Annotated in this window: 26 protein-coding genes; 11 read left to right on the top strand and 15 right to left on the bottom strand. The window is 66.2% G+C overall.

Annotation, left to right across the window (positions count from 1 at the left end; translation table 11 throughout):
- From ABD767_RS05925 to ABD767_RS05870, 12 genes are all read right to left on the bottom strand, one after another.
- The coding region (locus ABD767_RS05925) for an electron transfer flavoprotein subunit beta/FixA family protein (RefSeq protein ID WP_425549897.1) at positions 1–205 on the bottom strand (205 nt) is incomplete at its 3' end.
- A gap of 19 nt (positions 206–224) precedes the next feature.
- On the bottom strand, positions 225–1,199 hold the full coding sequence (locus ABD767_RS05920; RefSeq protein WP_103045208.1) for a nitronate monooxygenase: 975 nt from the start codon (positions 1,197–1,199) through the stop codon (positions 225–227).
- Positions 1,200–1,205: 6 nt separating this feature from the next.
- Positions 1,206–2,201 carry a tripartite tricarboxylate transporter substrate-binding protein gene (locus tag ABD767_RS05915; RefSeq protein ID WP_103045209.1) on the bottom strand — a complete coding sequence of 332 codons (996 nt, stop codon included), beginning with the start codon at positions 2,199–2,201 and terminating at the stop codon, positions 1,206–1,208.
- Complete coding sequence (locus ABD767_RS05910; protein ID WP_344868718.1) at positions 2,198–2,362, bottom strand: hypothetical protein; 165 nt, start codon at positions 2,360–2,362, stop codon at positions 2,198–2,200. The genes ABD767_RS05915 and ABD767_RS05910 overlap by 4 nt, the downstream gene beginning before the upstream one ends.
- Positions 2,363–2,485: 123 nt before the next feature.
- Positions 2,486–3,499, bottom strand: a complete 1,014-nt coding sequence (locus tag ABD767_RS05905) for a tripartite tricarboxylate transporter substrate-binding protein (RefSeq protein WP_103045210.1) — start codon at positions 3,497–3,499, stop codon at positions 2,486–2,488.
- 70 nt (positions 3,500–3,569) lie between these two features.
- The gene (locus tag ABD767_RS05900) at positions 3,570–4,805 is read right to left on the bottom strand and encodes a CoA transferase (RefSeq protein WP_103045211.1); all 1,236 of its coding nucleotides are present in this window, start codon (positions 4,803–4,805) and stop codon (positions 3,570–3,572) included.
- A gap of 25 nt (positions 4,806–4,830) precedes the next feature.
- Positions 4,831–5,253, bottom strand: a complete 423-nt coding sequence (locus ABD767_RS05895; protein WP_103045212.1) for a hotdog fold thioesterase — start codon at positions 5,251–5,253, stop codon at positions 4,831–4,833.
- Between the two features lie 35 nt (positions 5,254–5,288).
- The gene (locus ABD767_RS05890; protein ID WP_103045213.1) at positions 5,289–6,095 is read right to left on the bottom strand and encodes an oxepin-CoA hydrolase, alternative type; all 807 of its coding nucleotides are present in this window, start codon (positions 6,093–6,095) and stop codon (positions 5,289–5,291) included.
- A 153-nt stretch (positions 6,096–6,248) separates the two neighbouring features.
- Positions 6,249–7,373: an acyl-CoA dehydrogenase family protein gene (locus ABD767_RS05885; protein ID WP_103045214.1), complete on the bottom strand. Its 1,125-nt coding sequence runs from the start codon at positions 7,371–7,373 to the stop codon at positions 6,249–6,251.
- Positions 7,374–7,383: 10 nt separating this feature from the next.
- The gene (locus ABD767_RS05880) at positions 7,384–8,580 is read right to left on the bottom strand and encodes an acyl-CoA dehydrogenase family protein (RefSeq protein WP_103045215.1); all 1,197 of its coding nucleotides are present in this window, start codon (positions 8,578–8,580) and stop codon (positions 7,384–7,386) included.
- A gap of 12 nt (positions 8,581–8,592) precedes the next feature.
- Complete coding sequence (locus ABD767_RS05875) at positions 8,593–9,789, bottom strand: acetyl-CoA C-acyltransferase (protein ID WP_103045216.1); 1,197 nt, start codon at positions 9,787–9,789, stop codon at positions 8,593–8,595.
- A gap of 97 nt (positions 9,790–9,886) precedes the next feature.
- The gene (locus ABD767_RS05870; RefSeq protein ID WP_103045217.1) at positions 9,887–11,998 is read right to left on the bottom strand and encodes a 3-hydroxyacyl-CoA dehydrogenase NAD-binding domain-containing protein; all 2,112 of its coding nucleotides are present in this window, start codon (positions 11,996–11,998) and stop codon (positions 9,887–9,889) included.
- Between the two features lie 98 nt (positions 11,999–12,096).
- Here ABD767_RS05870 and ABD767_RS05865 point away from each other — a divergent pair, with 98 nt between their 5' ends.
- Positions 12,097–13,005: a LysR substrate-binding domain-containing protein gene (locus ABD767_RS05865; RefSeq protein ID WP_103045218.1), complete on the top strand. Its 909-nt coding sequence runs from the start codon at positions 12,097–12,099 to the stop codon at positions 13,003–13,005.
- A 48-nt stretch (positions 13,006–13,053) separates the two neighbouring features.
- Here ABD767_RS05865 and ABD767_RS05860 read toward each other — a convergent pair whose 3' ends face one another.
- Positions 13,054–14,250 (bottom strand): acyl-CoA dehydrogenase family protein, encoded by a 1,197-nt coding sequence (locus tag ABD767_RS05860; RefSeq protein WP_103045219.1) that lies wholly within the window; start codon positions 14,248–14,250, stop codon positions 13,054–13,056.
- 200 nt (positions 14,251–14,450) lie between these two features.
- Between ABD767_RS05860 and ABD767_RS05855 the strand changes: the two genes are divergently transcribed.
- The 5 genes from ABD767_RS05855 (at position 14,451) to ABD767_RS05835 (ending at position 19,287) form a co-directional block, all read left to right on the top strand.
- Positions 14,451–15,386 carry a LysR substrate-binding domain-containing protein gene (locus tag ABD767_RS05855; protein ID WP_103045220.1) on the top strand — a complete coding sequence of 312 codons (936 nt, stop codon included), beginning with the start codon at positions 14,451–14,453 and terminating at the stop codon, positions 15,384–15,386.
- A gap of 338 nt (positions 15,387–15,724) precedes the next feature.
- Complete coding sequence (locus ABD767_RS05850; RefSeq protein ID WP_103045221.1) at positions 15,725–16,654, top strand: ABC transporter permease subunit; 930 nt, start codon at positions 15,725–15,727, stop codon at positions 16,652–16,654.
- A gap of 12 nt (positions 16,655–16,666) precedes the next feature.
- Positions 16,667–17,743, top strand: a complete 1,077-nt coding sequence (locus ABD767_RS05845; RefSeq protein ID WP_103045222.1) for an ABC transporter permease subunit — start codon at positions 16,667–16,669, stop codon at positions 17,741–17,743.
- A 20-nt stretch (positions 17,744–17,763) separates the two neighbouring features.
- Complete coding sequence (locus ABD767_RS05840) at positions 17,764–18,546, top strand: ATP-binding cassette domain-containing protein (RefSeq protein ID WP_103045223.1); 783 nt, start codon at positions 17,764–17,766, stop codon at positions 18,544–18,546.
- Between the two features lie 3 nt (positions 18,547–18,549).
- Complete coding sequence (locus ABD767_RS05835) at positions 18,550–19,287, top strand: ATP-binding cassette domain-containing protein (protein ID WP_103045224.1); 738 nt, start codon at positions 18,550–18,552, stop codon at positions 19,285–19,287.
- Between the two features lie 75 nt (positions 19,288–19,362).
- On the opposite strand, the gene ABD767_RS05830 is transcribed toward ABD767_RS05835, so the two are convergent.
- The gene (locus ABD767_RS05830) at positions 19,363–19,755 is read right to left on the bottom strand and encodes an acyl-CoA thioesterase (RefSeq protein WP_344868708.1); all 393 of its coding nucleotides are present in this window, start codon (positions 19,753–19,755) and stop codon (positions 19,363–19,365) included.
- A gap of 154 nt (positions 19,756–19,909) precedes the next feature.
- Between ABD767_RS05830 and ABD767_RS05825 the strand changes: the two genes are divergently transcribed.
- The 3 genes from ABD767_RS05825 to ABD767_RS05815 all read left to right on the top strand — a co-directional run bounded on the left by ABD767_RS05825 (position 19,910) and on the right by ABD767_RS05815 (position 22,084).
- Entirely contained in the window at positions 19,910–20,266 is a 357-nt protein-coding gene (locus ABD767_RS05825) for a DMT family protein (protein ID WP_103045233.1), read from the top strand.
- A gap of 99 nt (positions 20,267–20,365) precedes the next feature.
- Positions 20,366–21,013 (top strand): DUF47 family protein, encoded by a 648-nt coding sequence (locus ABD767_RS05820; protein ID WP_103045226.1) that lies wholly within the window; start codon positions 20,366–20,368, stop codon positions 21,011–21,013.
- A gap of 60 nt (positions 21,014–21,073) precedes the next feature.
- The gene (locus ABD767_RS05815; RefSeq protein WP_103045227.1) at positions 21,074–22,084 is read left to right on the top strand and encodes an inorganic phosphate transporter; all 1,011 of its coding nucleotides are present in this window, start codon (positions 21,074–21,076) and stop codon (positions 22,082–22,084) included.
- 30 nt (positions 22,085–22,114) lie between these two features.
- Here ABD767_RS05815 and ABD767_RS05810 read toward each other — a convergent pair whose 3' ends face one another.
- Entirely contained in the window at positions 22,115–22,570 is a 456-nt protein-coding gene (locus tag ABD767_RS05810; protein WP_103045228.1) for a TM2 domain-containing protein, read from the bottom strand.
- A gap of 303 nt (positions 22,571–22,873) precedes the next feature.
- Here ABD767_RS05810 and rpsP point away from each other — a divergent pair, with 303 nt between their 5' ends.
- Both rpsP and rimM read left to right on the top strand, forming a co-directional pair.
- Complete coding sequence (gene rpsP / locus ABD767_RS05805) at positions 22,874–23,128, top strand: 30S ribosomal protein S16 (protein ID WP_103045234.1); 255 nt, start codon at positions 22,874–22,876, stop codon at positions 23,126–23,128.
- Between the two features lie 92 nt (positions 23,129–23,220).
- Positions 23,221–23,790 carry a ribosome maturation factor RimM gene (rimM, locus tag ABD767_RS05800; protein WP_103045229.1) on the top strand — a complete coding sequence of 190 codons (570 nt, stop codon included), beginning with the start codon at positions 23,221–23,223 and terminating at the stop codon, positions 23,788–23,790.
- Positions 23,791–23,813 lie beyond the last annotated feature (23 nt).

The following is a 23,813-nucleotide window of genomic DNA, read 5'->3' as shown; positions in this document are numbered from 1 at the left end:
GGCATTGCGCCACGCCACAGCTGACGGCGATGACTTCGGTGGCGGCGCCTTTTTCCTTGAGGCGTACGGCCTCTTCGACGGCAATCTCGTCAAAGGGGTTCATGCTCATCTTGACGTTGGCGATGTCCACGCCCGTGCCATCGCTCTTGACGCGCACTTTGACGTTGTAGTCGACCACGCGTTTGACGGGGACGAGGATTTTCATGGTGGCTCCTTGTAAATAATCAGTTGAGCAGGCCGGTCAGGCGCTGGCGGATGAGTGCCTCGGCCTCGGCCATGATGCGGTCGAGCAGCTGCTGCACGCTGGGTACGTCGTCGATCAGGCCGGCGACCATGCCGCAGGACCAGACGCCGGCTTCCATGTCGCCTTGCTGCATCACGCGGGGGTAGACGCCGGCGACCTCGGGGACGATGTCGGCAAACGTGAGGCTGTTGCCCAGCTGGCGCTCTTTCTCGATCACGCGCTGGGTGGCGTCGTTGAGCAGCACGCGCTCGGTGTTGCGCAGCGGGCGCATGATCAGGCGCGTGTCGAGCTCGCTGGCGGCGACGATGGCGTCCTTGACGTTCTGGTGCACCGGCGCCTCTTTCGTGGCGATGAATCGCGTGCCCATGTTGATGCCGTCCGCGCCCAGCGCCAGCGCCGCCACCAGTGAGCGCCCGTCGGCCATGCCGCCCGAGGCGACGAAGGGAATGGACAGCTCCTTGGCCGCGCGCGGCAGCAGGATGAAGTTGGGCACGTCGTCCTCGCCCGGGTGGCCGGCGCACTCGAAGCCGTCGACGCTGATCGCGTCGCAGCCGATCGACTGCGCCTTGAGTGCGTGGCGCACCGAGGTGCATTTGTGGATGACCTTGATGCCCGCGTCCTTGAGCGCCGGCAGCCACTTCTGCGGGTTGTTGCCCGCGGTCTCGACGATCTTGACGCCGCCGTCGATGATGGCCTGCACATAGCCGGGGTAGTCCGGCGGGTTGACCGCGGGCAGAAAGGTCAGGTTCACGCCGAAAGGCTTGTCGGTCAGCTCGCGGCAGCGCGCGATTTCCTGGGCCAGCAGCGCGGGCGTCTTCTGCGTCAGGCCGGTGATCAGCCCCAGCCCGCCGGCGTTGGAGACCGCCGCGGCCAGCTCGGCAAAGCCGACGTAGTGCATGCCGCCCTGGATGATGGGACGCTCGATGCCAAAGAGTTCGGTGATGCGGGTTTTCATGGTGGCTTACTCCGGTGCAATGCCCTTGTCGCGAATGATCTGGCCCCAGCGCTGGTAGTCGCTGCGCACGCGCTCGGCCATCTCGGCCGGGCCCTGGAAGTGCGCGATGGCGCCAGCGCCCAGCAGCTTGTCCTGGATTTCCTTGTCGGCCAGGATTTGCTCGACCTCGGACGCGATGCGGTCGACGACGGCCTTGGGCGTGCCCAGCGGCGCCAGCAGGCCGCCCCAGGAGACCGCGTCATAGCCCTTGACGCCCTGCTCGGCAATGGTCTTGACGTCGGGCAGCATGGACACGCGCTCGGGAGAGCCGATGGCGATCGCGCGCAGCTTGCCCGCCTTGATGTGCGGCAGTGCCGCCACCAGGTCGGCGTACATGATGGGTACCTGGCCGCCAATGGTGTCGGTGATCGCCGGAACGCCGCCGCCGTAGGGGATGTGCTGCATCTCGAAGCCGGCCATTTGCTGCAGCAGCTCCATGCTCAGGTGGCCAAAGCTGCCGGCGCCCGAGCTGGTGTAGTTCAGCGGTGTCTTCTGCGCCTTGGCGTAGGCGATCAGGCCGTTGAGGTCGGTCACGTCGGGCAGCAATTTTGGGTTGACGACGATGACGATGGGCAGGTCATACACCGTGGCCACCGGCGTGAAGTCCTTCACCGTGTCGTAGCCCGTCTTGCGGTACAGGTGCGGCGCCAGCAGCGTGGGCGTGGCCAGCATGACCAGCGTGTAGCCGTCGGGCGCGCTCTTGGCCACCTGGGCCGCTGCGATGGAGCCCGAGGCGCCGGGGCGGTTGTCGACAATGACGGTCTGCTTCAGGCGCTCGCCCAACTGCTGGCCGACGATGCGCGAGGCCGTGTCGGTGGGGCCGCCGGCCGGAAAGGGCACGACCAGCCGGATGACTTTTGCCGGCCAGGCGCCTTGGGCCAGTGCGGTGCCGCCCAGGCCGGCCAGCAGCGGCGCGGCAGCCAGGGCCAGCGCGGTGCGGCGAGTGATGGCAGGGTGTTTCATATCGACTCCTTCAAACTAACGGACATGGCGATTGCATCGCCATAAAAACAGACATTCGTCACTTCGTGGAAATGGCGCCCGTCATCCCGGCGCAGGCCGGGATCGAGTGCCCCGGCCTCTGGATGCCGGGCTGCGCCGCAATGGTGTGGGACGGTGGTCATTGCACGATAAAGGCATCAAACCATTACCCATCAAGTGGTTGGCGCGGTGCCTCTCAGGCTTGCGGCTTGTCCGTTGCTCATGGCCAGCGGACGCCACTTCTTTTCACAGCATGGCTCGGTGTGTCAATCAAGGCGAGCACCGGCATCCTCGACCAGTTTCTTCCACACGGGCAGGTCGCGCTGGTAGTTTTGCTGGAATTCTTGCGGGCTGTTCATCATCGTCGAGAAGCCTGCGCCCTGGATGCGCTCGATCACCTTTGGGTCTTTGGCGATTTCGCGCAGATGGCCATAGAGCTGGTCGACGATGGACTGCGGGAGTCCGGCAGGGGCACCCAAGGCAACCCATCCAAAAATGGCGTATGCCTCGTCTTGCACCCCTTGCTCATGGATGCTGGGCACATTGGGCAGGATGTCCATGCGCTGCGTGCCCGTGACGCCAATGGCTTTCAGGCGCCCGTTATCGATGAATGCCTTGGTGTTCTGGGCACTGGAGAAACACAACTGGATTTGCTCGCCCAGCAGATCCTGAATCATGGGCGCCTCGCCTTTGTAGGCGGAATGCACCATGTCGGACTCCGTGGACTTGCTCATGTAAGCGCCGGCCAGGTGCGCGTAGGAGCCGACGCCCCATGAACCATAGGAAGCCTTGCCCTTGTTGGCCTTGAGCCAGGCCAGCAATTCCTTCATGTTGTTCGCCGGCACGGAGGGGTGCACGACCAATGTGACCGGCGCCGCCGCGATCTGGCTGATCAGCGACAAGTCTTTTTGCGGGTTGTAGGGCAGCTTGGTGTAGAGGAACTGATTGATGAGCATCGATGTGCTCAGGGATAACAGCAGGGTATATCCATCCGCAGGCGCTCTGGCGACCGTGTCGGTGCCCAGAATGCCTGAGGCACCGCCCTTGTTCTCGATGATCACTGGCTGTCCGACGCGCTGCGATAGTGACTCGCCGATCGTGCGCGCGACGAGATCGGTCGCGCCTCCGGCATTGAAAGGCACCACCAGCCGGATTGGCTTGCTCGGCCAGGGCTTGCCCGTTTGCGCTGCAGCGCTTCCCAGCCAGCTTGTCCCACCCAGGGCCATTGCACCTTGCAACAATGCACGGCGCCCAATTTTTGGTTGTTGTGTTCGAGTCATTCGGATTTCCTTGAAAGTGCCTCGGACGCTGAGTGCTGCAGCGCCTGGAGCCATGAAATTGGATGGGGCTTCAGCCCTGGCCAGGCAGCGTCAGCACGCCTTGCGCCTGCAGGGCCTGCAGTTGCTCGTCGCTCAGGGACAGCAGGCGCGTAAGCACCTCGCGCGTGCCTTCGCCCAGCGTGGGCGGGGCCATGCGGATGGGCAGGCGCTGGCCGTCCAGGCGGTAGGGCGGGGCGAACACCGGCGTGGTGCCGGCGACGGGGTGGGGCATGTCCTGCACCAGGCGGCCGCGCTGCGTGCGCTCGCTGGTCAGGGCCTCGTGCAGGCCGGCGACGCGTCCGCAGGGGATGCCGGCGGCGGTGAGGCGCTCGAGCAGCAGGTCGCGCGGGAAGGTGTGGATCAGCTCCTTGAGCATCGGGCCCAGCTCCAGGCGGTTTTTTGCCCGCTCCACGTTGGTGGCGTAGCGCGGGTCTTCGACGATGTCGGGGCGCATGATGACCTGGCGGCAAAATTTCTCGAACTGGGCGTTGTTGCCCACGGCAATGATGAGCGGGCCGTCCGAGGCCTGGAACATGCCGTAGGGCACGATGGAGGGATGGGCGTTGCCGTAGCGCTCGGGGTCGTGGCCGAGCTTGAGCGCGTCCAGGCCGTAGTAGCCCGTGATCATCAGGCCGCAGTCGTACAGCGCCATCTCGATCAGCTTGCCGGCGCCCTTGCGATCGCGCTGGAACAAGGCGGCCAGGATGGCCTGGGCCGCGTACATGCCGGTCATCAGGTCGACTACGGCCACGCCGAACTTGAGTGGTGGGGTGCCCGCCTCGCCGTTGAGCGCCATCAGGCCCGCCTCGGCCTGGATCACCAGGTCGTAGCCGGGGCGCCTGGCCTCGGGGCCGCTCACGTCGTAGCCGGCCACGGCGCAGTAGATCAAGTCGGGCTTGAGCGCCTTGAGCTGCTCGTAGCCCAGGCCCAGCTTCTCGGCGCCGCCGGTCTTGAAGTTGTGGATCACCACGTCGCACTGCGGCACCAGCTCGTGGACGATCTTGTTGCCCTCGGCGCTTTGCAGGTCGATGGTGATGGACCGCTTGTTGCGGTTCATGCTGTTGTAGTAGGTGGTCTCGGTCTTGCCGATGCGCAGTCCCCAGTCGCGCGTGTCGTCGCCGCGACCGGGGTGCTCGACCTTGATCACCTCGGCGCCGAAATCGGCCAGCACCATGGCGCACATGGGGCCGGCAAACACGCGCGAGAGATCCAGCACGCGCACGCCTTGCAGGGGTAAGTCTTGGTCGGACGGATGGGTCGATGCCATGGCTCGCATTCCTTTGTTGCTCAAGTCAGTCGGTTTTCTTCGCGCCCATCAGGGCAATCGTTCCCTGTGCGACAGCGCACAGCTTTTCAGTGCCGCCAGCGAGCACATAGACATCGCAACGGCAGACAGCCTGTGTACGGCCTGCATGCACCGCCGTGGCGCGTACGACAAGCCAATCGCCGACGGCGGGACGCACATAGTTGATCTTGTATTCCGAGGTCACCACACCAGGCCCCAGTGCCATGCCTCCTGCAAAGGTGAGCGCGTTATCCGCCAGGTACGAGACCACACCGCCATGCACAAAGCCGTGTTGCTGCTGGATCTGTTCGGTGATGGGCACACGCAGCTCCACCACCTGCGTCGTGTACTGCGTCATTTCTGCCCGGACCAGGCGACTGAACGGCTGCGCGTCCAGAACCCGTCGCGCGTCTTCAATGGATCGGCTCATACGTCCATCCCTCCTTATGCAAGGCGCACCGGCGCTCAGCCCGGCTTGCTGCTGCGCAGCTTGGCAAAATCGGGCGCGCGCTTTTCCAGGAAGGCGTTGATGCCCTCGCGCGACTCCTCGGTCTCTTGCGACAGCGGCATGTACAGCGCCTCCAGCTCCAGCTGCTGCTCCAGCGTGTTGCGCGGCGCCACGCGGCACAGGTGCTTGATGCGCGCGGTGGCCAGCTCGGGGCCGGCGGCCACCTGCTGCGCCAGCGCCAGCGCCGCGGCCAGCGCCTGGCCGGGCTCGACGAGGCGGTTCACCACGCCCAGTTGGTGCATGCGCTCGCCGCTCACGCGTTCGCCGGTCAGGCACAGCTCGGTCAAGACCTGGCGCGAGACGAATTCGGACAGCAGCGCCGTGGCGCCGCCGTCGGGCGTGAGGCCCACCTTGACGTAGGCCACCGAGAACTGCGCGTTCTTCGCCGCCACCAGCATGTCGCCGGCCAGCGCCAGCGACAGGCCGGCACCGGCGGCCGCGCCCTCCACCGCCATGATCACGGGCTTGGGGCAGTCGCGCAGCGCGCGCACCAGGTTGTGCAGCAGCTCCAGGCGCTGGCGCCGCTCGCCTATGGGCAGCTCGCGCCGGTGGATGAGCTGGCGCAGGTCGCCGCCGGCGCAGAAGTGCCCGCCCTCGCCGGTGACCACGATGGCGCCGACGCTGGCGTCGCCCGCGGCCGCGTGCAGCGCCTCGGTCAGGCCGGTGTAGAAGCCAGGCGTGAGCGCGTTGCGCGCCGCAGGGTTGTTGTTGGACAGCACGAGCACGGCGCCTTCGCGACGCGTGAGCAAATGATCAGGGGTCATCCATGTCTCCTAGGCCAGGCGGGGCCGATAGTTGTCTTGCCCCCTCCCCCTTTGGGGGAGGGCTGGGGTGGAGGCCAGCGGCGGTCATGCCGCCAGGTGTTGCGCGTCATGCGTGCAGCCCCCATCCCCACCTTCCCCCAGAGGGGGAAGGTGTTACAGAGCCATCCAGCGCGCCAGGTGGTGGTCCATGTCGCCGAGCTGGTGGTCGATCATCACCAGGCGCTTGGCGTAGTGCGCCAGCGGCAGCTCCCAGGTCACGCCGATGCCGCCGTGCATCTGGATGGCCTCCTCGGCGATCAGCGTGCCTATCTTGCCGACGCTGTACTTGGCGGCGCTCAAGGCCTTCTCGCGCGCCACGCGGTCGGTCTCGTCGATCGCTGCGGCGGCGTTGATCACGGCCGAGCGCGCCTGCTCCACCTCCAGCAGCATGTCGGCCATGCGGTGCTGCAGGGCCTGGAAGCTGCCGATCGGCACGCCGAACTGCTTGCGCGTGCGCAGGTATTCCAGCGTGTCGCCCTTGGCCTTGTCCATGGCGCCCAGGCTTTCGGCCGCCAGCGCCAGCAGGCCAAAGCCCACCACGCGCTCCAGCAGCGCGTGGCCTGCGCCCTCCGCGCCCAGCAGTGCGTCGGCGCCCACCTGTACGTTGGTCAGCACCAGCTCGGCCGCGTGGCCGCCGTCGATGCGGCCATAGCCGCGCGCGCTGATGCCCGCGGCGTCGCCCGGCACCAGGAACAGCGAGATGCCGGCCTCGTCGCCCACGGCGCCAGCGGTGCGCGCGCTGACCAGGAGCAACTGCGCCTGATCGCCGAAAAGCACCACGGCCTTGGCGCCATTCAGCACCCAGCCATCGCCGCTCTTCCTGGCAGCGGTGGCGACGCGGTTCAGCTCATAGTGGTTGTCGGGCTCGTCATGCGCCAGCGCGGCGATCGCGGTGCCGGCGACGATGTCTTCGAGCCGCGCCTTCTGCGCGTCGCTGCCGGCTTCGGTCAGGGCGCGGCCGACGAGCAGCGCGCCCAGCAGGGGCCCGGTCACCAGGTGGTTGCCCAGGGTCTCGAAGACGAGGGCGATGTCGGGGCCGGCGCCGCCAAAGCCGCCGTCGGCTTCCTTGAACAGTGCGCCAATGGCGCCGATCTCGGCCAGCTTGGCGTAGGTCTCGGCGCTGTAGCCGGTGGCGCCATAGGCCGCCTGGTTGCGGTATTCCGCCGGGTACTGCTCGCTCAGGTAGCGGCCCAGCGCGTCCGCCAGCATGCGGCGGTCTTCGTTGTGTTCAAAGTTCATGGCGATCCCCTCACAGCCCCAGGATCATCTTGCTGATGATGTTGCGCTGGATTTCGTTGGAGCCGCCGAAGATCGACAGCTTGCGGTAGTTGAAGTAGGCGGCAGCGGCCGTCGCGGCCTCCTTGGGGCCTACGGGCGGCTCGGCGTATTCGGCGAACTGCGCCTCCTCGATATAGGGCAGCGCATACGGCCCCATGGCGCGGCGGATCAGCGACAGCAGCTCCTGGCGGATGACGGTGCCGCGGATCTTGAGCATGGAGCTCTCGGCCCCCGGCACGCCGCCGCCCTGCACCGACGCGAGTACGCGCAGGTTGGTCGTGGCCATGTTGTTCAGGTCGATCTCGACCTGCGCCATGCGCGTGGCGAACTGCGGATCCTGCGCCAAGGGCTTGCCATTGCGCTGCACGCGGCTGGCGATGAGCTTGAGCTTTTCCAGCGCCGCCATCGAGAAGCCCACGCCGGCAATGCCCGTGCGCTCATAGGTCAGCAGGTACTTGGCATAGGTCCAGCCCTTGTTCTCCTCGCCCACCAGATTCTCGAGCGGCACCTTCACGTCGGTCAGGAACACTTCGTTGACCTCGGCGTCGCCGTCCAGCGTGCGGATGGGGCGCACCTCCACGCCGGGCTGGTTCATGTCGATGAGCACGAAGCTGATGCCCGACTGGGCCTTGACGTCCTTGTTGGTGCGCACCAGGCAGAACATCATGTTGGCGTGCTGGCCCTGGGTGGTCCAGGTTTTCTGGCCGTTGACGACGTAGTGGTCGCCCTCGCGCACGGCCGTGGTCTTGAGGCTGGCCAGGTCCGAGCCCGCGCCGGGCTCGGAATAGCCCTGGCACCACCAGTCGTCGCCATTGAGGATGCGCGGCAGCCAGTGTTTTTTCTGCGCGTCGTTGCCGAACTTGATCAGCACCGGGCCCAGCATGGACAGGCCGAACGGCACCAGGCGCGGGCCGCCGGCCATGGCGCACTCGTCGTCGAAGATGAACTTCTGGATCGGCGTCCAGCCGGTGCCGCCATGCTCCCTGGGCCAGTGGTAGGCCAGCCAGCCCTTTTTGTTGAGGATGGCATGCCAGCCGTCCTGGTCGGCGCGCGTCAGGCGCTGGCCGGCCTTGACCTTGGCGGCCAATGCTGGTGGCAGGTTGTCCTTGAGGAATGCGCGCACCTCGGCGCGGAACGCCTCTTCTTCGGGGGTGAATTGCAGATCCATGGTGGTGCTCTTTCAGAAAATTTCGAACAGACCGGCCGCGCCCATGCCGCCGCCAATGCACATCGTGACCACGCCCCACTTGACCTTCTCGCCGCGCGCCTTGCGGCGCTGGCCTTCGAGCAGGATGTGGCCCGTGAGGCGCGCACCCGTCATGCCGAAGGGGTGGCCGATGGAGATGGCGCCGCCGTTGACGTTGAGGCGCTCGTTGGGAATGCCGAGCTTGCGCTGGCAGTACAGGGCTTGCGAGGCAAAGGCCTCGTTCAATTCCCACAGGTCGATGTCATCGACCTTCAGGCCGGCGCGCTCCAGCAGGCGCGGCACGGCGAACACCGGGCCAATGCCCATCTCGTCGGGCTCGCAGCCGCCAATGGCAAAGCCGCGGAAGGCGCCCAGGGGCTGCAGGCCGCGCTTCTCGGCCTCCTTGGCCTCCATCAGCACGCAGGCGGCGGAGCCGTCGGACAGCTGCGAGGCGTTGCCGGCGGTGACGAACTTGCCCGTGCCCTTGACCGGCTCGAGCTTGGCCAGGCCTTCGAGCGTGGTCGTGGGGCGGTTGCAGTTGTCGCGCGTGGCGACCACTTCGCGCTGCGTCACCTCGCCGGTTTCCTTGTTCTTCTCGGCCATGGTGGTGGCGCAGGGCACGATCTCGTTGTCGAACACGCCGGCGGCCTGGGCCGCTGCGGTGCGCTGCTGGCTTTGCAGCGAGAAGGCGTCCTGGTCCTCGCGGCTGATGCCATAGCGCTGGGCCACGATGTCGGCCGTGTCGATCATGGCCATGAACAGCGCGGGCTTGTGCTCGACCAGCCAGGGGTCGGCGTCGGCCGGGTTGGTGTTGTTCGAGCGCAGCAGCGAGATGCTCTCCACGCCGCCGGCGATCATGGCCGGCACGCCCTCCAGCACGATGCGCCCTGCCGCCACGGCAATCGCCTGCAGGCCCGAGGAGCAATAGCGGTTGATGACGGTGCCACCCACGCTTACCGGCAGGCCGGCGCGCAATGCGGTCTGGCGGCCGATGTTGCGGCCGGTCGTGCCCTCGGGGTAGCCGCAGCCCCAGATCAGGTCTTCGATCAGGCCGGGCTCGATGCCGGCGCGCTCGACCGCGGCCTGCACCGAGAACGCGCCCAGCTGGGCGCCGGGCGTGATGTTGAATTCGCCGCGGTGGGACTTGGCCAGCGGCGTGCGGGCGGTGGAAACGATGACGGCTTCGCGCATGAGATGCTCCTTGGGAATGTTTTTCTATCGAATTGGTGGCTGCTTGTGCAGTGTGGGCGGGCGGTTTTTCTCCCTCCCCCAAAGGGGGGAGGAGAGGTCAGCGCTGGTTCAGGCTGGCGAAGTTCCTGCCCTCGGCCACCAGCTTCTTGAGCAGGGCGGCGGGCTGCCAGAACTGCGCGTCTTCCTTGGCGAACTCCTCGATGTCGGCCAGCACCTTGTCCAGCCCCTGCATGTCGGCCCATTGCATCGGGCCGCCGCGCCAGCGCGGGAAGCCGTAGCCGAACAGAAAGGTCACGTCGATGTCGAGCGGGCGCAGCGCAATGCCTTCTTCGAGCACGCGGGCACCCTCGTTGACCATGGCCGCCATGTAGCGGCGCATGATTTCCTCGTGCGTGAAGGCGCGCGGCGTGATGCCTTTCTTCTGGCGCTCGGCATCGACGATGGCCAGCACCTCGGGGTCTTGCTGGCCCACGCGCGCGCCCTCGGGGTAGAGGTACCAGCCGCGGCCGGTCTTCTGGCCGTACCAGCCGCGCTCGGCGATGCGGTCGGCGATCTCCACGTAGCGCGCCTTGGGGTCGCGCGTGGCGGCCTTGCGCTTGCGCGTGGCCCAGCCGATGTCGCCGCCGGCCAGATCCGACACCTGGAACGGCCCCATGGGATAGCCGAACTCGCGCACCGCCGCATCGATCTCGTAGGGGCTGGCGCCGTCTTCGAGCACATGGTTGGCCGCCTCGCGGTAGACCGACAGGATGCGGTTGCCGATGAAGCCGTCGCACACGCCGGCGCGCACCGGCACCTTCTTCATGCGCTTGGCCAGCTCGAACGCGGTGACCACCACGTCGGGCGCCACCTTGGCGGGCACGACGATCTCCAGCAGCCGCATGATGTTGGCCGGGCTGAAGAAATGCAGACCGATCACGTCCTGCGGGCGGCTGGTCACGGCGGCGATGGCGTCGATGTCCAGGTAGGAGGTGTTGGTGGCAAGCACCGCGCCGCTCTTGCACACGCGGTCGAGCTCCTTGAACACGGCCTTCTTGACCTCGATGTCCTCGAACACCGCTTCGATCACCATGTCGACGTCCTTGATGTCGTCATAGCTCGTCGATGGCGTATAGCGCGCCATGGTGGCGGTCTTGGCCTCGGGCGTCATGCGGCCCTTGGCGATCAGGCCGTCGTAGACCTTCTCCACGTTCTTGCGGCCGCGCGCGATCGACTCGGCATCGCGCTCGATCATCACCACCGACAGGCCGGCGTCCAGTGCCGACACGGTGATGCCGGCGCCCATGGTGCCGCCGCCGATGATGGCCAGCTTGGCAAAGTGGCGCGGCTGGGCGGCCTTGGCCTCGGGAATCTTGGCGGTCTCGCGCTCGGCGAAGAAGGCATGTACCAGGCCGGCGCGCTGCGGGCTGTTCAGGCATTCGAGGAACAGCTCGCGCTCGCGCTTCGCTCCTTCGGCAAACGGCGTCTGCACTGCAACACGCACGCACTCGATGATCTTGGCCGGCGAGAACAGGCCGCGCGTCTTCTTGGCGCTGTCCTGCGCCAGCTTATCCAGCGCGGCAAGAGCGTCGTTCCTGTCACCGGGCACGGGCAGCTCGCTGGTGCGCCGCGGGCCGGTGCCGGCGGCCAGCAGCTCGCGCGCATAGGCCAGGCCGGCGGCCGTGGGGTCGTCGCCGTCGACCAGCTTGTCCACCAGGCCGGCAGCCAGCGCTGCCTTGGCCGACAGGTGCTTGCCACTGAGCATCAGCTCGGCTGCGGGCAGCGCGCCCATCAGGCGCGGGCTGCGCTGCGTGCCGCCGGCGCCGGGCAGCAGGCCCAGGTTGACCTCGGGCAGGCCCAGCTTGGCGCCGGGCAGGGCCAGGCGGTAATGCGTGGCCATGGCCACCTCCAGGCCGCCGCCCAGTGCCGCGCCGTGGATGGCGGCAACCACCAGCTTGCCGCTGGCTTCCATGCGGTTGATTGTGTCGGGCAGCGCCGGCGCCTGCGGCGGCTTGCCGAACTCGCGGATGTCGGCACCGGCGATGAAGGCCCGCCCCGCGCCCACGACGAGCATGGCGCGCGCCGCGGCGGTTTGCTCCAGCTGCTCGACGGCGGCCAGCAGGCCGGCGCGCACCGCCTGGCCCAGGGCATTGACCGGGGGATTGTTGATGGTCACGACCAGCACCTCGCCATCGAGGCGGGTCTGAACCGGGGCGGCCTGTTCGCTCATCGCTGTGTCTCCAAGTATTGAGAAAGTATTTATTTTGCGCAGATAATGAATTTGTACAATCCCATCAGTCATTGACAAACTGTCAAATAAAATTTGACATGGATCTGCAAACCCTGACCTTGCTCGTCGAGATCATCGACGCCGGTAACTTGAGCCAGGCGGCGCGCAAGCTCAAGATGACGCGCGCCAACGTCAGCTACCACCTGACGCAGCTGGAGAAATCGGTGGGCGCGCAGCTGTTCAAGCGCAGCACGCGCCACATGGAGCCGACCGAGGTCGGCCTGCGCCTGGCCGAGCATGGCCGCGCCATCCAGAACGAAATGGCCGCCGCGCGCGAGACCGTGGCCGACCTGGGCCAGGGCCTGCAGGGGCGGGTGGGCATCAGCGTGCCCAGCGGCTACGGCGAACTGGTGATGAGCGACTGGCTGATCGACTTCAAGCGCCTGTACCCGGGCATCGTGCTCGACGTGCTGTTCGAGAACCGCGCCGACCACCTGCGCGACGAGGTCGACATCGCCATCCGCGTGATCTCCGAGCCGCCGCTGTCGGTCATCGCGCGCAGCCTGGGGCCGGTGCACTACGTGGCCTGTGCCTCGCGCGACTACGTCGCGCAGCACGGCCTGCCCACCACGCTCTACGAGCTGCGCAACAGCCCGGTGATCACCGCCGGCGTGACCGGGCGCCAGCTGCGCCTGGCCGCCTACCAGGGAGAGGAGCGCCAGGAGGTGCTATTGGAGCCGACGCTGATCTCCGAGCACTTTCCCTTTCTGCGCCAGGGCATCCTGGCCGGCCTGGGCGTGGGCCTGGTGCCCGACTACGTGATGCAGCGGGAGCTTGCCAGCGGCGCCGTGCTGCAGACGCTGCAGGAATACCGGCTGAGCATCTTCGGCACGCACATGTATTTGCTCTACCTGCCCAACCGCCACCAGACGCGCGCGGTGCGCACCTGTATTGACTACCTGCTGGAGATGGCGGGGGGCATGCAGAAACACGACGAGCCAGCGTAGTGGCCGGCTCGCCGTGGACGCCGCGGCGTCAGGCGTTGCCGCAGCGGGTCAGTTGGCAAACGCAGCAATCCCGGTCTGTGCGCGCCCCAGGATGAGAGCGTGCACGTCGTGCGTGCCTTCGTAGGTGTTCACGACCTCCAGGTTGACCAGGTGGCGCGCGACGCCGAATTCGTCACTGATGCCGTTGCCGCCCATCATGTCGCGCGCCAGGCGGGCGATGTCGAGTGCCTTGCCGCAGTTGTTGCGCTTGATCAGCGAGGTGATCTCGACCACGTTCTGGCCCTCGTCCTTCATGCGGCCCACGCGCAGCGCCGCCTGCAGGCCCAGCGTGATCTCGGTCTGCATGTCGGCCAGCTTCTTCTGGATCAGCTGGTTGGCTGCCAGCGGGCGGCCGAACTGCTTGCGCTCGAGCGTGTACTGGCGTGCGGTGTGCCAGCAGAACTCGGCCGCGCCCATGGCGCCCCAGGCGATGCCGAAGCGCGCACTGTTCAGGCAGGTGAACGGGCCCTTGAGGCCTTGCACCTCGGGGAAGGCGTTTTCTTCCGGGACGAAAACCTCGTCCATCACGATCTCGCCGGTGATGCTGGCGCGCAGGCCGACCTTGCCGTGGATGGCCGGTGCCGTCAGGCCCTTCATGCCCTTGTCCAGGATGAAGCCGCGGATGGGGCCGACCGCACCGCCCTCGCTCACCTCTTTGGCCCAGACGACGAAGACGTCGGCGATCGGGCTGTTGGTGATCCACATCTTGGCGCCGCTGAGCTTGTAGCCACCGGCCACCTTGTGCGCGCGGGTGATCATGCTGCCGGGGTCGGAGCCGTGGTCGGGTTCGGTCAGGCCGAAGCAGCCGATGTATTCGCCGCTGGCCAGCTTGGGCAGGTATTTCTGCTTTTGCGCCTCGGTGCCGAAGGTGTTGATCGGCACCATGACGAGCGACGACTGCACGCTGGCCATCGAGCGGTAGCCCGAGTCCACGCGCTCGATCTCGCGCGCCACCAGGCCGTAGCTGACGTAGTTCAGTCCGGCGCCGCCATATTCGGTGGGGATGGTCGGGCCGAGCAGGCCCAGCTCGCCCATCTCGCGGAAGATGCCGGCGTCGGTTTTTTCGTGGCGGAACATGTCCTGCACGCGCGGCGCCAGCTGATCCTGGCAGTAGGCGGCGGCCGCGTCGCGCACTGCGCGCTCGTCTTCGGTCAGCTGCTGGTCAAGCAAAAAGGGGTCGTTCCACTGAAAGGCGCTGCGTGCCATGGTATGTCTCCGTCAAAAAGAAATAAGTTCAAGAATGGCAATACATGCGCAAAATGCATCCAATGCCGTTGTCCTGCAATGGTATGCGGTGACGTATTCTGTAAGCAAGCGATGAGTTTGCATGCAGATATTCAAAAATGAAATATATGAAATACTGCGTGCACTGTTGAACCGCCCGAGCCATCCATTGCGAATTGTCCATGCGCCGCCATATTCCATCGACCCAGGCACTGGCCTGTTTTGAGGCCGCCGCCCGCCACGAGAGCTATACCCGCGCGGCGCAGGAGCTGGCGCTGACGCAAAGCGCGGTCTCGCGCCAGATCCTGGCGCTCGAAGACATGCTGGGCGTGGCGCTGTTTCGCCGTACCCGCCACGGCGTGCAGCTGACGGTGGCCGGCGCCCACTACGCCCGCCTGGTGGGGCGCTGGCTGCAGGGGCTGGAGCGCGACACGCTGGATCTGATGGCGCACCAGGGCCATGGCGGGGCGCTGTCGCTGGCGGCGGTGCCCACGTTTGCCACGCGCTGGCTGCTGCCGCGCCTGCCGCTGCTGGCGCGCGCCCACCCCGAGATCGTGGTGCACATCGACACGCGCACCCGTCCTTTTCTGTTTGCCGACACGCGTTTTGACGCCGCGCTGTACGCCGGCACGCCCGAGCAGGTGGCCAACTGGCCGGGCACGCAGGCGCTGTGGCTGATGGACGAGCAGGTGCTGCCGGTGTGCAGCCCGCAGCTGCTTGAAGCCGCGGCGCCGCGCGGGCGCGGGCGGGCGTATGCGACCGTGCAGCCGCAGCAGCTGGCGGAGCTGCCGCTGCTGCAGCAAAGCACGCGCCCGCACGCCTGGCGCCAGTGGTTCGACGCGGTGGACGTGGCGGCGCCGCTGGCGCTGGACGGGCCGCGCTACGAGCTGTTCTCCATGCTGGCCATCGCGGCGCAGCAGGGCATGGGCGTGGCGCTGATCCCGCCGATGCTGATCGAGGTCGAACTGGCGCAGGGCGCGCTGGTGGCCGCCTGCAACCAGACGCTGCACAGTGGGCGTGCCTACTACCTCGTCCATCCGGCACAGCAGGGAGCGCCGATGCTGGGCGATTTTTCGCGCTGGCTGCTGCAAATGGCCGGCCGGGAGGCCTCGTCCTGATTGGTTTGCGGCAGCGCGCCTTTGTTGGACACGTTCTCGGGACTGTGGGTGCTGCGCCGTCCCCGCTGCGGCGGCGTGCCAGTGCCCGCCAGTGTTGTATGGGTGCAGCAGCGAACCGGGGCAGGGCAGGGCGCAATTACCCGTAGATTGCCTGGGGCAGCAAGGGAAAACCCCGGCCATCGTGGTTCGGGAAGGCCGTACTTCCCGTGACAGAATTTCCGTGCCGAACCCGCGCAGACCCCGTGCCTGGCGGGTTTTTTCGATGCAGGCCCGCGCGTGCGATCCACCCGGTGCCGGCTGCCGCGGCGCACCTTATGTCACAACAAAGGACTTGGTTTATGGACATCTTGCTGCAACAGATCATCAATGGTCTGGTTCTGGGCAGCGTGTACGCCCTGATCGCACTGGGCTACACCATGGTGTACGGCATCATCCAGCTCATCAACTTCGCGCACGGCGAGGTGCTCATGGTCGGTGCGCTGACCAGTTGGAGCATCATCGGCCTGATGCAGGAGTCCATGCCCGACGCGCCGGGCTGGCTGGTGCTTTTGATCGCCACGCTGATTGCCTGCGTGGTGGCGGCGGTGCTCAACTTCTTCATCGAGAAAGTGGCCTACAAGCGGCTGAGGAACAGCCCGCGCCTGGCGCCTTTGATCACCGCCATCGGCATGTCGCTGCTGCTGCAGACGATTGCGATGATCATCTGGAAGCCCACGGTCAAGGCCTATCCCACGCTGCTGCCGATGGAGCCCCACGCGATCGGCAACGCGGTGATCACGACCACGCAGATCGTGATCCTGGTGGTCACAGTCGTTTCGCTGCTGTCCATGGTCTACCTGGTGGGCTATACCCGGCTGGGCCGTGCGATGCGCGCCACGGCCGAGAACCCGCGCGTGGCCGCGCTGATGGGCGTCAAGCCCGACATGGTGATCTCGGCCACCTTCGTGATCGGCGCCATCCTGGCGGCCATTGCAGGCGTGATGCTGGCGTCCAACTACGGCACGGCGCAGCACTACATGGGCTTTCTGCCGGGCCTGAAGGCCTTCACCGCGGCGGTGTTCGGCGGCATCGGCAACCTGGCCGGCGCCGTGGTCGGCGGCGTGTTGCTGGGGCTGATCGAGTCGATCGGATCGGGCTACCTGGGCGCGCTCACCGGCGGGGTGCTGGGCAGCCAGTACTCGGACATCTTCGCGTTCCTCGTGCTCATCATCGTGCTGACGCTGCGCCCCTCGGGCCTGCTGGGCGAGCGCGTGGCCGACCGCGCCTGAGGAGAGACCATTATGCAAAGCAAGAAACTCCAGTGGATCCTGGGCGCCGTCGTGCTGCTGGTGCTGCCGCACATCCTGCAGTACTTCGGCAACGCCTGGGTGCGCATCGCCGACCTGTCGCTGCTGTACGTGATGCTGGCCCTCGGGCTGAACATCGTGGTCGGCTACGCCGGCCTGCTCGACCTGGGCTATGTCGCGTTCTATGCGGTCGGCGCCTACATGTTCGGGCTGCTCGCCTCGCCCCACCTGACCGAGAACTTCGCCTGGTTCGCCGCGCATTTCCCGAATGGCATGCATCTGTCGCTGTGGGCGGTGATACCGCTGGCGCTGGCGCTGGCGGCGTTTTTTGGCGTGCTGCTGGGCATTCCGGTGCTCAAGCTGCGCGGCGACTACCTGGCCATCGTGACGCTGGGCTTTGGCGAGATCATCCGCATCTTCATGAACAACCTGGACCAGCCGGTCAACATCACCAACGGTCCCAAGGGCATCAGCCTGATCGACTCGGTCAAGGTCTTCGGCTTCGATCTGGCCAGGCCGCACGACTTCTTCGGCTACCGCGTCTCGGCCGTGACGATGTACTACTACCTGTTCCTGGCGCTGGTGCTGTTCACCATCTTCGTGTGCTATCGGCTGCAGGACTCGCGCATCGGCCGCGCCTGGATGGCGATCCGCGAGGACGAGATCGCCGCGAAGGCCATGGGCATCAACACGCGCAATATGAAGCTGCTGGCCTTTGGCATGGGCGCGTCGTTCGGCGGCGTGGCCGGTGCCATGTTCAGCGCCTTCCAGGGTTTTGTCTCGCCCGAGTCGTTCGGCCTGATGGAGTCGATCATGATCGTCTCGATGGTCGTGCTCGGCGGCATCGGCCATATTCCGGGCGTGATCGTGGGCGCGGTGCTGCTGTCGGCGCTGCCCGAGGCGCTGCGCTTCGTTGCCGGGCCGCTGCAGCAGATGACCGACGGGCGGCTGGACGCGGGCATCATGCGCCAGCTCCTGATCGCCCTGGCCATGATCATCGTGATGCTGCTGCGCCCGCGCGGCCTGTGGCCGACGCCCGAGCACGGCAAGAGCCTGCTGCACAAGTCCTGACGGCACACGGAGAACCACCCATGGCAGAGACAACAAAAGACGTGGTGCTGCGCGTTGCCGATATTTCCAAGCGCTTTGGCGGCCTGCAGGCGCTCTCGGGCGTCGGCATCACCATCGAACGCGGCCAGGTCTATGGCCTGATCGGCCCCAACGGCGCAGGCAAGACGACGTTCTTCAACGTCATCACCGGCCTGTACACGCCCGATACGGGCAACTTCGAGCTTGGCGGCAAGCCCTACCACCCCAAGGCCGTGCACCTGGTGGCCAAGGCCGGCATTGCGCGCACCTTCCAGAACATCCGGCTGTTTGCCGACATGACGGCACTGGAGAACGTGATGGTGGGACGCCACATACGCACGCACTCGGGGTTGTTTGGCGCGATCTTTCGCACCCCAGCCTTCAAGAAAGAGGAGGCCGAGATTGCCCAGCGCGCCCAAGAGTTGCTGGACTACGTGGGTATCGGCAAATATGCCGACTTCAAGGCGCGCACGCTCAGCTACGGCGACCAGCGCCGCCTGGAGGTTGCCCGGGCGCTTGCCACCGACCCGCAGCTGATCGCGCTCGACGAGCCCGCCGCCGGCATGAACGCGACCGAGAAAGTGCAGCTGCGCGAGTTGATCGACCGCATCCGCAACGACAATCGCACCATCCTGCTGATCGAACACGACGTGAAGCTGGTGATGGGGCTGTGCGACCGCGTGACGGTGCTGGACTACGGCAAGCAGATTGCCGAGGGAACGCCGGCCCAGGTGCAGCAGAACGAAAAAGTGATCGAAGCCTACCTGGGCACCGGAGGACATTGAGCCATGGCAGAAAAATCCAACAACATCCTGCTGCAGGTGCAGGGGCTGAAGGTGGCGTATGGCGGCATCCAGGCGGTCAAGGGCATCGACTTCGAGGTGCATGAGGGTGAGCTGGTCTCGCTGATCGGCTCCAACGGCGCCGGCAAGACGACGACGATGAAGGCCATCACCGGCTCGCTGGGGATGAACGACGGCGACATCCTGTACCTGGGGCGCAGCATCAAGGGGCGCGGCGCCTGGGATCTGGTCAAGGAAGGTCTGGTCATGGTGCCCGAGGGCCGCGGCGTGTTCGCGCGCATGAGCATCACCGAAAACCTCTTGATGGGCGCCTACACGCGCACGGACAAGGACGGCATTGCCGCCGACGTGGAAAAAATCTTCACGATTTTCCCGCGCCTGCGCGAGCGCAAGGATCAGCTGGCCGGCACCATGAGCGGCGGCGAGCAGCAAATGCTGGCCATGGGCCGCGCGCTGATGAGCCGCCCCAAGGTGCTGCTGCTCGACGAGCCGTCGATGGGCCTGTCGCCGATCATGGTCGACAAGATCTTCGAGGTGGTGCGCGACGTGTACGCGCTGGGAGTGACCATCGTGCTGGTCGAGCAGAACGCCAGCCGCGCGCTGGCGATTGCCGACCGTGGGTACGTGATGGAGTCCGGCCTGGTCACGATGACCGGCGGCGGCAAGGAGCTGCTGGCCGACCCGCGCGTACGCGCGGCCTACCTGGGCGACGAATCGGCCTGATGCGCCACCCGGCACCGGTGGGCATAGCGGGGCGCCTTCGGGCGCCCCGCGCCGTTTTGTCGGCAGATCGTCGAGTCAGAGGGCGGGGACATTCAGGAGCAGGTCGCGCAGCGACTGCGGCAAAGGTGCCGATTTCTGCGCCTTGAAGTCGACCCAGCACACCGTCGCGCCGCCCGTGGAGTGCAGCACGCCGGGGCGATCCGCGCGCTCCATCGTGGTCCAGGTGTCAAAGCTGCTGCGCCCCGGCGGGCTGATGAAGGTGCGCACGTGCACGTCGCTGGGGTATTGGAACTGGTGCAGGAAATTGCAGAACGCGTTGACGATCACCACACCCTCGCCCTGCGGGTTGGCGCCGTAGCCCAGCGCGGTGAGCCAGTCGATGCGCGCGGTCTCCATGAAGCGGAAGTACACCGCGTTGTTCATGTGGCCCATCGCGTCCATGTCGCCCCAGCGCATGGGAATGGTCATGGCGTGGACGCATTTTTTCTGTTCGGGAATCTCGATTCGCATGGCGGTGTCGTCGCTGGAGGCAACTCAATACGGGAAGGCCGCCATCGTGACACGGCGCGCGCGGGTGCGCCAGTCGCGCCGCGGACAGCGTTTTGCCAGACAATGCGCCACCATGCCGTCCTCGCTGCCCATTCCACTGCAGACTGTCGCCCTGCTCGTCGCCAGCAACGTCTTCATGACCTTCGCCTGGTACGGTCATCTGAAAAACCTTGCTAGCGCTCCCTGGTACGTGGCCGCGCTGCTGAGCTGGGGCATCGCGCTGTTCGAGTACCTGCTGCAGGTGCCTGCCAATCGCATCGGCTTCACGGTGTTCAGCCTGGGGCAGCTCAAGATATTGCAGGAAGTGATCACCTTGAGCGTGTTCGTGCCGTTTGCCGTGCTGTACATGGATCAGCCGCTCAAGTGGGACTACCTGTGGGCCGGGCTGTGCCTGGTGGGTGCGGTTTTTTTCATTTTCCGAGGGGGGTAAGGCAGGTCGTTAGAATCCGGGTTTTCGTGGATGCGCCATACCCTGCGCGTTTCGTTGTTTCCGTCTAGCCGCCGTCGCACCATCCCACCAGGAGAGCGCATGTTGTTTGGAAAGCTGTTGCCCCGCGAGGGCAATTTTTTCGAGATGTTCAACCAGCACGGGCTGCGCATCGTCGAGGCCGCCAAGGCCTTCTCGCACCTGGTGGAGCATTACGGCGACCTGGACTCGCGCGAGAAGTACACGCGTGAGATCGACCGGGCCGAGCGCGAGGCCGACAAGGTCACGCATGAGGTCAACCGCATGCTGCACCAGACCTTCATCACGCCGATCGACCGCGAGCAGATCCACTCGCTGATCAACACGATGGACGACGTGGTCGACCTGCTGCAGGACGCGGCCGAGACCATGGCGCTGTACGACCTGCAGCACCTGACGCCCGAGGTCGCGCGCCTGGCCGAGCTCAGCCTCAAATGCTGCCAGTGCGTGGCCGACGCGGTGGGCCAGCTCGCGCGCATTGCCGAAGCCCCGGCGGCCGAGCGCGCGCTCAAGCTGTGCGAGGAGATCGACCACCTGGAGGACGACGCCGACCGCGTGCTGCGCTCGGCCGTCAGCAAGCTGTTTCGCGAGGAGCCCGACGTGCGCGAGGTCATCAAGCTCAAGGCCATCTACGAGCTGCTGGAGACCGTGACCGACCGCTGCGAGGACGTGGCCAACCTGATCGAAGGCGTGATCCTGGAAAACTCCTGAGATCGTGCCCTCCGGCCACGCCGCACATTCACTGAAGGCACAGCGCTTTCCCTTCTGAGCATGGAAACAGTACCAATTGCCCTATGGGTCGTCGTCGTCCTGGTGGCTCTCGCCATCCTGTTCGACTTCATGAACGGCTTTCACGACGCGGCCAACTCGATTGCCACCGTCGTCTCCACCGGCGTGCTGCGGCCCGGCCAGGCCGTGATATTTGCCGCCTTCTTCAACGTCTTCGCGATCTTCGTCTTCCACCTGAGCGTGGCGGCCACCATCGGCAAGGGCATTGCCGACCCCGGGGTGGTCGACACCCACGTGATCTTCGGTGCGCTGATCGGCGCCATCACCTGGAACGTGATCACCTGGTACTACGGCATTCCCAGCAGTTCCTCGCACGCGCTCATCGGCGGCATCGTCGGCGCGGTGATGGCCAAGTCGGGCGTCGACGCGCTGGTGGCCAGCGGCATTGTCAAGACGGTGGCTTTCATCTTCATCTCGCCGCTGCTCGGCTACGTGCTCGGTTCACTGATGATGGTGCTGGTCGCCTGGATCTTCCGGCGCACCCGCCCGAGCCGCGTGGACAAGTGGTTTCGCCGCCTGCAACTGGTCTCGGCCGGCGCCTACAGCCTCGGCCACGGTGGCAACGACGCGCAAAAGACCATCGGCATCATCTGGCTGCTGCTGATCGCCACTGGCTACTCGCAGGTCAGCGAAGGCGCGCCGCCGGCCTGGGTCATCATCGCCTGCTACTCGGCCATCGGCCTGGGCACGATGTTCGGTGGCTGGCGCATCGTCAAGACCATGGGCCAGAAGATCACCAAGCTCAAGCCCGTCGGCGGTTTTTGCGCCGAAAGCGGCGGGGCGCTCACGCTGTTCTTTGCCACCTGGCTGGGTGTGCCGGTCTCCACCACCCACACCATCACCGGTGCCATCGTCGGCGTGGGCTCGACCCAGCGCGCCAGCGCGGTGCGCTGGGGCGTGGCCGGCAACATCGTCTGGGCCTGGATTCTGACGATTCCGGCCAGCGCCTTCGTCGCCTCGATGGCGTACTGGCTCAGCCTGCAGTTCTATTGACCGGACTGCCGGCCGGAGTGCCGGCAGTCGCTACTGCTGTGGCTGGGAGATCTTGCGCGCTTCCTCGATCTGGTATTCAAAAAAGCGCTGCGAACTGAACGCAATGCTGGCCATCAGTGCGCCTGTGCCGATGGTCATCGCCATGGCCATCGCGATGACTGCAAGCCAGTGGGTGCGCCCGGCCGGCGCGTCGGCTGCGGCCTGGGGGTTGTAGCGTGCGTTCCAGCGTTCGCAGGGCGTCAGCCCGTAGAGGATGGCGCGCAGCGCGCAGGCGGCAAAGGTGAAGCCCAGGCAGGGGATCAGCAGCCAGCTGAGCTGGTCGTCCAGCCCATACAGGCGCGCGCGCTCGATGCCGTAGAAGCCCAGCGCCGTCGGTATCGGCAGCAGCCAGCCCAGCCAGTCGGCGAGCCCGTGCAGATAAAAGCGGTGCAGTCCCAGCGGGCCGGCGACGAAGGTGAGCCAGGTGGCAAGCGTCTTGTTTTTCATGGCAGCGATTATTGGAGCAAGAACACGCGGGTGCGCTGGTGTCGGCCATGCCCAAGGGCTTTCCCCATCCGTGTGATGTGGCGCCAGGCACCGTGCTTTCTGTCCCCCGCAGATCGCATGTGGGGCGGCGGGCGCTGCGAGTATTGCTGCCGCCACCTTTGCTGGCGCAGGTGGCGGGCATGGAGCGGATCACGCTATAATCGCCGTTTTTGCTGCGTGTCGCTGGCCGGGTGGCCAAGTCGCGTGTCTCAAACGCCGCAAGAATCAATGCAGCATGTGCTGCGACCACCCGAAGGATTCATCATGGTCGTGATTCGACTCTCCCGCGGCGGCGCCAAGGCCCGTCCGTTCTTCAACATCGTCGTTGCCGACAAGCGCGTGCGCCGCGACGGTAGTTTCATCGAGCGCCTGGGTTTCTACAACCCAACGGCCAAGGGCGGCGAGCAGACCCTGCGCATCGCCCAGGATCGCCTGACCTACTGGAAGAGCGTTGGCGCGCAGGCGTCGCCGACGGTCGAGCGCCTGGTCAAGCAGGCCGCCGCTCAGCAAGCCGCTTGATGGCCGACTGATCCACTGCTTGCCTGCCAAGCCGGGGCGAATCGCGTTGGTATCCACCGACGCGTTCGCCCCTTGTCGTTGATGGTGCGCCGATGACCGAGCCTGTTTTTTTCGAACCCGCCGCCTTGCCCGAGGATGCCGTCGAGGTAGGCCGCGTCGTTGGCGCATGGGGCGTCAAGGGCTGGATCAAGGTGCAGCCCTACAGCAGCAGCCCCGAGGCCTTGCTGGCGGGCAAGACCTGGTTTCTCGCTCCGCCGGACAAGGGCGCCAGGCTTTTCGAGACGCCGGTGCGGCTGCAGCTGCGCCAGTCGCGCGTCCATTCCGACGCCGTCGTCGCCTGGATCCACGGCATCGACGATCGCGATGCGGCCGAGTCGCTGCGCGGCGCGCGCGTGTTCGTCTCGCGCGCCAGTTTTCCTGCGACGCAGGATGACGAGTACTACTGGGTCGACCTGATTGGCCTGGACGTGGTCAACCGCGAAGGCGTGGCGCTGGGCGTTGTGCGCGACCTGCTGGCCACGGGGCCACAGACCACGCTGGTGCTGTCCTGGGACGATGCGGGCAAGGCGCGCGAGCGCCTGATTCCCTTCGTCGCGGCCTTTGTCGACCAGGTCGATCTGCAGGCACGGCGCATCACCGTCGACTGGCAGCCCGACTTCTGATGCCGTGGCGGCCGCGGTTTTTC

Origin of the sequence: Comamonas faecalis, assembly GCF_039538025.1 — a bacterium.
GTDB classification, from domain to species: Bacteria; Pseudomonadota; Gammaproteobacteria; order Burkholderiales; family Burkholderiaceae_C; genus Comamonas_C; species Comamonas_C faecalis.
This window is presented reverse-complemented; position numbering and strand designations above follow the sequence as displayed.